At 53.5% G+C, this 8,393-nt stretch carries 8 protein-coding genes; 2 read left to right on the forward strand and 6 right to left on the reverse strand.

Annotated elements, in window-relative coordinates; translation table 11 throughout:
• Positions 1-456 (forward strand): hypothetical protein (locus FJ146_18415; protein MBM4253946.1); only part of this gene is annotated, 456 nt, incomplete at its 5' end.
• Positions 457-488: 32 nt separating this feature from the next.
• Here the strand turns inward: FJ146_18415 and FJ146_18420 are convergent.
• Together FJ146_18420 and FJ146_18425 are read right to left on the reverse strand one after the other, a co-directional pair.
• The gene (locus tag FJ146_18420) at positions 489-1,589 is read right to left on the reverse strand and encodes an NADH:flavin oxidoreductase (GenBank protein ID MBM4253947.1); all 1,101 of its coding nucleotides are present in this window, start codon (positions 1,587-1,589) and stop codon (positions 489-491) included.
• Positions 1,590-1,596: 7 nt separating this feature from the next.
• Positions 1,597-2,226: a hypothetical protein gene (locus tag FJ146_18425; protein ID MBM4253948.1), complete on the reverse strand. Its 630-nt coding sequence runs from the start codon at positions 2,224-2,226 to the stop codon at positions 1,597-1,599.
• Between the two features lie 248 nt (positions 2,227-2,474).
• Here FJ146_18425 and FJ146_18430 point away from each other — a divergent pair, with 248 nt between their 5' ends.
• Entirely contained in the window at positions 2,475-4,064 is a 1,590-nt protein-coding gene (locus FJ146_18430) for a glycoside hydrolase family 5 protein (protein MBM4253949.1), read from the forward strand.
• Here FJ146_18430 and FJ146_18435 read toward each other — a convergent pair.
• From FJ146_18435 to FJ146_18450, 4 genes are all read right to left on the reverse strand, one after another.
• A complete protein-coding gene (locus FJ146_18435; GenBank protein ID MBM4253950.1) occupies positions 4,061-4,315 on the reverse strand; it encodes a hypothetical protein in 255 nt (84 codons plus the stop codon). The two genes, FJ146_18430 and FJ146_18435, sit on opposite strands and share 4 nt — an antisense overlap.
• 167 nt (positions 4,316-4,482) lie before the next feature.
• On the reverse strand, positions 4,483-5,808 hold the full coding sequence (locus FJ146_18440; GenBank protein ID MBM4253951.1) for an ATP-binding protein: 1,326 nt from the start codon (positions 5,806-5,808) through the stop codon (positions 4,483-4,485).
• Between the two features lie 163 nt (positions 5,809-5,971).
• Entirely contained in the window at positions 5,972-7,606 is a 1,635-nt protein-coding gene (locus tag FJ146_18445) for an ABC-F family ATP-binding cassette domain-containing protein (GenBank protein MBM4253952.1), read from the reverse strand.
• A gap of 97 nt (positions 7,607-7,703) precedes the next feature.
• Positions 7,704-7,958 carry a hypothetical protein gene (locus FJ146_18450; GenBank protein ID MBM4253953.1) on the reverse strand — a complete coding sequence of 85 codons (255 nt, stop codon included), beginning with the start codon at positions 7,956-7,958 and terminating at the stop codon, positions 7,704-7,706.
• Positions 7,959-8,393: the final 435 nt, after the last annotated feature.

Here is an 8,393-nt window from a genome sequence, read left to right on the forward strand (position 1 = left end):
TTCAGCCAAACGGCTCCGTCCATCGATGAGGTCGATTTGGCGCCATACCTGGGACCTTGTACGGTGATCACGTGCAATAAGCCTCGCGGTGCGCTCATCGAAGCATTTGACGTGACGCCGGTGCTCACCAAGGGGGCCAAACGCGTCCTAGTGCGCACGCTGAGTTATCCGGACCCGCATCACTTCAATACGGATTTTGTTGCTTTTAGTCCTGACGCAATTGATAGCTTTGGTCAGGCAGGGGTGTTACTTGTCGGAATCGACACACCGTCGGTAGATCCATTCGCGTCCAAAGACCTTCAGGCTCACAACCGTCTCCTCAAATGGGGCATACGCAACCTCGAGGGCCTATGTCTGAGCCATGTTGCCGACGGTGACTACGAACTGATTGCCCTACCGCTCAAATTAGTTGGCTTTGACGCGAGTCCAGTCCGCGCGGTGCTGCGACCCTACTGAAGCAAAGAGCGCGTATCACGCCCATTGACCTATCACGACAACGTAGCCAAATCTTCGGGCTTGAAGCCTCGCATCGCGCCGTGATCGCCACGTTTTAATTTGCTGATCCATTGGGGATCACTCAACAAGGCGCGACCTATCCCGACCAAATCAAATTCACCGCGGTCAAAACGCTCGACCAGCGCATCGACACTTTGGGGGGTGGAGCTTTCCCCCTGAAATCCGCGAATAAAATCACCAGACAGCCCGACCGATCCAACCGTGATGGTAGCCTTGCCTGTTAGCTTCTTGGCCCAGCCGGCAAAATTGAGGTCTGAGCCAGCGAACTCCGCTTCCCAAAAGCGTCGCTGCGAGCAGTGGAATATGTCGACGCCAGCATCGGCCAGGGGCTGTAGCCAGGCAGCCATTTCATCCGGAGTCGCCGCTAGTTTAAAATCGTAAGCGCCCTGCTTCCATTGTGACAGCCGCAATATAATCACTAAATCATCACCTACGGCGCGTCTCACCGCACGTACAATATCAGCGGCAAACCGTGTACGCTCGCGCAAACTAACACCGCCAAATCGGTCTTGACGCCGATTAGTGGTGGCCCAAAAGAATTGGTCGATCAAATAGCCATGGGCTCCGTGCAACTCCAGACAATCAAAGCCAAGACGTTTGGCCCGACTAGCAGCCTCAGCAAAAGCGGCAATAACTGCCTCGATATCATCTACACTCATGACATGGCCTGTTAAGATCCCGTCCTTATTCAGACCGCTCGGCCCCTCAAAAGGCGCAGTTGGTAGCCAACCCGACTTATGGGGAGCCACGACACCCATATGCCACAGTTGCGGCGCTATGACGCCACCCGCTTGATGCACAGCAGCAACGACCTGTTGCCAGCCCGCTAGCGCCGCGTCCCCGTAAAAGTGGGGCACACGCGCATCGTTGGACGATGCAGGCCTATCCACCACGGTACCCTCAGCTATGATAAGACCGACGCCACCAGCCGCGCGACGCGCATAATAGTCTGCGACTTCGGCCGAAGGTACTCCCTCGGGAGACTGTGATCTAGTCATGGGAGCCATCACAAAGCGGTTGGCGAGGTGCAGTTTTTTCAGCTGAAATGGACTAAATAGGCTCTGAATACTCATACGCGGCTCACTGCACAGAAGAGGTGGACACAAGTCGAGCGAGTAGTGCGACGTCGCTCATGGCGAGCCGCCCGCTGCGCCACTCAGGATTGCAGTAGTTCATCACGGAGTCAAACGATGTCGGCACCACGGCGCTCGTGTCAGCATGCTCGGCAATTTGGATGCCATCACAGGTAGCCACTCCTTCCGTGTCGGGCACCACCGTATCGGCCAGTCCCATCACATGGCCAAACTCATGAACGCTAATACCCTCTATACATTCCCGGCGTTTAGCTTTGCAGCTGCGACTCCAGTTTTTGAACGTAAAATTGAGAACGATACCGTGATCGATCTGATTGAGAGCCACACCGACTCCCTTGGTGTGGGCACTCTGGTCGGCAATGGTGATCCGCAGGTTTGCTTCCGGCATCGACTCGCAATCCCCCCAGCTCACAACGCGCAGCAGTTCACGGCTCCCGTATTCACGGGCTATGGCATCCATAACCCACTGCTTCTCCTCGGTGAATTCAGGGGTCGCCCAGCAGACTTTGAGACCCATACGGACGTCTACAGGCCAGGGCGCAGCAGCGGCTCGGGAGCTAGATAGACTCAGGATCAGACCGAGCAAACAAGCAAAAAGGCAATGTATCTTAGACATTTAGGCCTCACTTGCGCGACAAATTTGGTAGGCTTTTAGGCACAGAAGCGTTTCTATGATTATTTTATTATCATTTTAAAATTAACTTTACAATCATAAACACTTTTAATATAACTAATGTGTGTGGTGCTCCTCGACACCGCATCTTTCCCGGCCAAACCGCGCGCTTTTTGGTACCGACCTGTCTCTGCTTCCGCTGCTTGTCTTCCTCCGGACTTCTCCCTGCTGAACTGAAAGGAAAGTATTTGATGAACCGCACTTGGTTACCCCTCCCGCCCCTTGTGGTCGTCGGGGCGGTGGCGTCCTCTTGCATCCAAGGCAGTATCTCGCAACGAGAACTGCGGCTCAACTCCGACCTAGCAACTCTAAGCATACCTGGCATCCATGGTAACGAGTTGGGTATCGATCGCGTAAACCTTGCTCTCAGTTTCAACGGCCCTTCCAAAAAAACCTACACTAAAGAAAGCACCGATCCCTCGAAACCTGTCTCGGTCAGCGCACCCACTGGCGAATACCTGGTAAACCTCGATTACTTTGCCGGTAATGACAAAGTGCTCAGTACCAGTAACTGCGCGCAACAAACGGTAAAGCTAAATTTGCTCCGTAAAAGCAACGCGGACATAAACGGATTCCCCGTCACTGTCTGCTTCAAGGATCAGATGCCATGGGACCCCAATATCAATTTGGGTAACGACAAGCCGGATCCCAACATTCTCGCTACGAATCAAAAGAAACTGACCTCAACTTTTACCTCGGGCATCAACGTAGCGTGGGTCAACTTCGCCCGCGACGTAGGCACTGGAGCCCCAAATTTAGCTGAGATTAAACGCCAACTCAGTCAGCTAGCGGCATCAGGCGGCACAGTGGCCCGCCTCTGGATCCACACTGATGGCACTACCACACCCGAGTACCAGGGTGATCGCGTCATCGGGCCAGGCACGCATACCATCAAAGATCTCGCCAAGATTCTCGACATAGCCCAGCAACAAAAGGTTCAGATCATGGTGACTCTTTGGTCATTCGACATGATTCGGGCTGAACTCAAGCAAAAAGATCCTGCTAAAGTTGCCGCTAATCGACTCATGGTCACGAAACAAAGCTATTTGCGTGATTACACGGAACGGGCTCTTGCACCGATCGTCTATGCCTTACGCGACCACCCAGCGCTGCACTCTTGGGATATCTGTAACGAGCCTGAGGGTATGACAACAGCCGAGAACTGGGGAAACATTGCAGCAGGTGACCACGTCGAGCTCAAGGACGTCCAAGTCTTCGTCAACCGCATTGCTGGTAAAATCCATCGGATTGCACCAAAAAATCTCGTAACTGTCGGTGCTGTTTCGTTTAAGTACCTAAACAAGAACCAGGCCAATGGAAACATCTACACAGACCAAGCCCTGATCAAGGCTGGCGGCGACCCCATGGGCTACCTCGATTATTATCAAGTGCATCACTATGCCAACAAAGGCAAAGAGAACAGCCCATTTCAAAATCCAGCGAGTGCCTTCAGCTTAGACAAACCAATTTTTGTTGGTGAATTTGACATGAAAGAATATTTGGACTTTGAATTGACCTCACCGCGTCTAACCTACGCCCACCTAAAGAAATTAGGTTACAACGGAGCGCTAGGCTGGAAAGACACGTCGATTCAAGCCATGCCTCTCATGCTAAATGCCATGGCATACCTGCAAAACCCAGCTCCGAGTGACGATGACCCTGAGTCATGCACCCATTTTGCAGGCGGCCACGGTAAGCCGTTCTTTGAGAACGAAACGCTCTACCGCAAAAAGTATGCTGATCTTGGAGCGGACCCCAGTGAGTGGTGTATCGTCGACTAGCTCGCCTTGTGTCCCGGCTTGATCACAGCCGGGACGCCGCCCCACTCAGTTTTTTGAAGCGCTGGTGTCGCGATTCCAAAAATATCCAGTACGGTCGGTAGTACCGAGTACTGGCTGGTCATATCGCCACTTGCGCTTGGAGCGCCCGTTTTTAAGTTGATTGGCAGGGGTTCTAAAAACGCAGCGCCGGCGGAACCGAAAGTACCGCTAGGGCCTGTGCCACGACCACCGATCACTTTTCCGCCGTTCACCCCGTAACCAAGAATCCCTCCATCACCAGCATTCCAATTGGGGATCCGACCGGTCGGGGTATTCCGAGAGTTCGGTGCCCTTTAGAAGCATGTCGCTGCATATCGAGAAATCGTGTTACAAACGCGTACTTCCTCACCACTCCACCACAATTTCACCAGGCGGCTCCTCACTCCAATCGAGACCATAGAGGAGCAAACCTGATCTTTCCAACCTGCTCCAAAATCACGCGCTGCTGAAGACAGTAACCAACTGAGATATCCGAGTGGGAGTTGAGGAACAGGTGCAGACTGCGCAATCGACCAGATGGTCCACTTTTTACTTCAATTGGAACAATCTCACCGTCGCAACTTAACAAGAAGTCGACTTCTGCGGTGGATCCTCTTTCTGCTCTTTGCCAGAAGTAGAGTTGCTCGTTCTCGCTGCCGCCGCGTTGCACCAAGAGTTCTTGGCCAATCACCTGCTCGGCTATCTGCCCCTTGAAGTCAGCTAGCAGATTTTTTGATTCAAGAACTTGCCCTGCCGTCCGACCACACGCTCGTTGCATTAGCCCAACATCAAGATAAATCGGCTTTAAGGTTTTGCTGGATACACCTGCTCCAAGCGGAAGACCCGCAGCAGACGTTGCACGAGCTATGCTGACTACCATGGCTTGTTCAAGTAACTGCACGCTCAGTTTTGTTCGTTTAGCATCATCATCCACTAGTTTTGTATAGGTGATCTGTTGAGCAACAGATACTGCCAGCGCTAGGAGTGACTGAGTTAGATTCGCGCGCTGCAGATCTCCCTGCGCATATTTGGGTATGTCATCTCGAAACGACCTGAGCAATCTATCGTGCACTCTCGCTGTTTCTATGAAAGACTTGGTATTCACGTAAGTTGATACTGCCTCCGGCATGCCACCTACAATCACGTATTCCTTCAATGCAGAATCTAGGGTTTCAGCCTCTATAGCAGAAGAGCTGATCGCACCGGTCCACGAGATGATATTTGGCCGCCGCGAGTCCAGCAGACCGCGACCAGTCGCATGCAAAAACTCGCCGAATGACATCGGGCGTACATACATGTACTCGACCCGGCCCACTGGCATGGACACATCGCCAAGCACAAACTCGAGCAAACTTCCTGCGGCCACTACATGCAGCTTAGGCATCTGTTCTCGAAAGTATCGTAGAGCGCTAATCGCACGCGGACACTCCTGAACCTCGTCGAAAAATAGCAGCGTCTTGCCAGCTTTGATGGGCTGACCTGTGACGGCTTCAAGGTCGCGGACAATTAGCTCCGCTTTCAGCGACCCGGCGAAAACCCTGGCTAGACCCGGCTCCTCTTCAAAGTCGATTTTGACCACGTTGTCGAACAGACCCGAACTGCGGCCAAGCGCCATCACCGCCGCCGTTTTGCCCACCTGGCGGGCGCCCCGCAGGATCAAAGGGAGTCGATTTGGTCGCTCTACCCATGAGACAAGGTTTTTATCAATACTTCTGGGTATATACATTTTTCGACTTCCAAATTAACTCAATAATAACGGTAATTGATGCCATTATATCAGGGTATTTTAGGAAGTGGTATTCCCGAAAATCATGGTATATACGCCGCATACTTAGGTGCGCCCCGCTCAAAGCAATTCGGTTGGGGACTTGGACCTAGCCTGAGATTGGTTAGCTCGGCTGCGCCGTCTTCTCTAGGTAATAGTCGTAATTACCCTCGTAGGTTCGTAGCTCGCCATCCCGGATCTCGAAGACCCTGTTGACGATTTGTCTTAGGAAGTGGCGATCGTGACTCACCAGCATGACGGTGCCATCAAATTCCTGAACTGCACGTAACAGTACCTCGCGTGACTCGATGTCCAAGTGGTTCGTTGGTTCATCGAGCACGAGAAAGTTAACCGGGCTTGCCAGAATCAAAGCCAATGCTACACGACTCTTCTCGCCACCGGACAAGACACCAATGCGCTTTTCGGTCTCTTCACCACTGAAGAGAAAGGCACCCAGCAAGTTGCGAATCGCACCGACGCTAGCCTCGGGAAGGCGCTGCGACACGCAATCGAATACAGTTTGCTTGGGATCGAGCACATCAAGCGCATGTTGGCTAAAGTACCCGATATTAACACTGGCACCGACATTCACCTGGCCACTGGTTGGGTCTGTATGGCCCACGATAGTCTTCAGTAACGTCGATTTGCCAGCGCCGTTGACACCCGTAAGTGCAATCTTGTCGAGACGCCTGACTGTGCCACTGACACCTGAGAAGACGCAGCGCTCACGCCCATCGTCCCGGCGCCATACCTTAGCCAGCTCACTCAGGCGCACCACATCGTTGCCGCTGCGAGGCGGTGCAGCAAATTGGAAGTGAATCGTTTTGGTCTCTGGCGGTATTTCAATACGGTCAATCTTGTCGAGTTTTTTAACACGCGATTGCACCTGGGCAGCATGCGAGGCTCTAGCAGCAAACTTAGCGATAAACTCTTCTTCTTTAGCGAGCATCTCCTGCTGCCTTTTGTGGGCAGCAAGCAGCTGATCGCGGCGAATATCTCGCTCGCGCAGGTAGAAGTCATAGTTACCGCTGTAGACGGTGATCGCCTTGTTGGCAATCTCGACAATCCGCGTCACCAACCTGTTCATGAACTCGCGATCATGGCTGGTCATGAGCAGCGCACCCTTGTAAGCCATCAGCCATTGTTCCAGCCAAAGGATAGACTCGATATCAAGATGGTTAGTGGGTTCGTCCATCAGGAGGACGTCTGGATTCAACGTCAAGATCCGCGCCAGGGCGATGCGCATCTTCCAGCCGCCGCTGAAATCCTCGACCGGCCGCTCATGATCCTCTGGGTGAATCCCAAGTCCCGTGAGCACCGCCTTGGCGCGAGCCTCAAGATCATAACCGCCACGCTGCTGAAACTCGATCTGTGCGTCCCCGTAACGCTCCATCAGCTGCATCATATCGTCGTCACTCAGAGGATCGGTCTCGCTGTCGGCAAGACGCTTTTCAGCCTCAGCAATGATCGTAGCAAGCTCGTACACACGTCCTGCACCCGCTTTTACTTCCTCAAGGGCTGACCTGCCGCGCATGTCGCCCACGTCTTGAGAAAAGTATCCGACTACAACCCCAGGATCGGTCGAGATGGTGCCGCCGTCGGCCTGGTCCTCGCCTGTAATCAACCGGAAGATCGTCGTCTTGCCGGCGCCATTTGGCCCGACCAGTCCCATCTTTTCGCCAGCCCGGATCTGGAAGCTACCGTTTTCGTATAGGGTGCGTACACCCTGCCTCTTCGTCAGATTGGACAGATGAATCATGAGCTCGCGGATCCTCAAGCAGGGCCGTACCGTTACCGGCACGTTCCAGGATCCTAGCTGCATTGCTTAGCCAGAGATGCCAGACGGGGCGCTCAACTCACTCGCCAACCACCTGATACTTCAGGCTGTTGATGTCAGTTAGGCCGTCCCACTGTTTGCCATTGACCATGACGGCCAAATCCTCGCGCGCCGGTCTGTTAGTGATAGCACCCCGACCGCCACCGGTCACGGGGTTTATTTTGGCCGGCTCGGGGCTACTACATGAAACTATGGCTATCGATAGGCTTAAGCACAGAGACACTACGGACCACACGACAGCTCGGGAGGTTTTTGAGGATCTTTTAGTTAGCATTTTTGGCCTTTCCCACGAGCATGAATCGGCGCGATGCTAAAAGGGTTCCGTCTTCGTCGTAACCGAGAGCGGTCCACGGTTGGGTTAGATATTGTATTTGGTCGGGTCGGACGTAGTGGGTCCCGAAGAAACTGCGGCGTTTGATCACCTTGCGCCGCAGCACGGCCGTTGCCTCGTCGGCCGCAACGAGCGCTCTCTTAGCTGCGCAAACATCAGCAGCGGCAAAACACAGTACGATACGGTCAATCTCGTCATCGGCAGCAAACATAAGACCAACTTCGGCATCGCCAGCTTCGTCGTCGACTACAGCTAACCGAATCGCCTTAACACTGCCGTCTGCGCCGTCATAAAACGCCTTGCGCGCAGCCGCATCAGCCTTCGGAGCTGACGGATCGATCGCTTTGATGACTTTGTCGAACCAAGCACCGAGACCAC

It is taken from the genome of Deltaproteobacteria bacterium (assembly GCA_016874735.1).
Taxonomy (GTDB): domain Bacteria; phylum Bdellovibrionota_B; class Oligoflexia; order Oligoflexales; family CAIYRB01; genus CAIYRB01.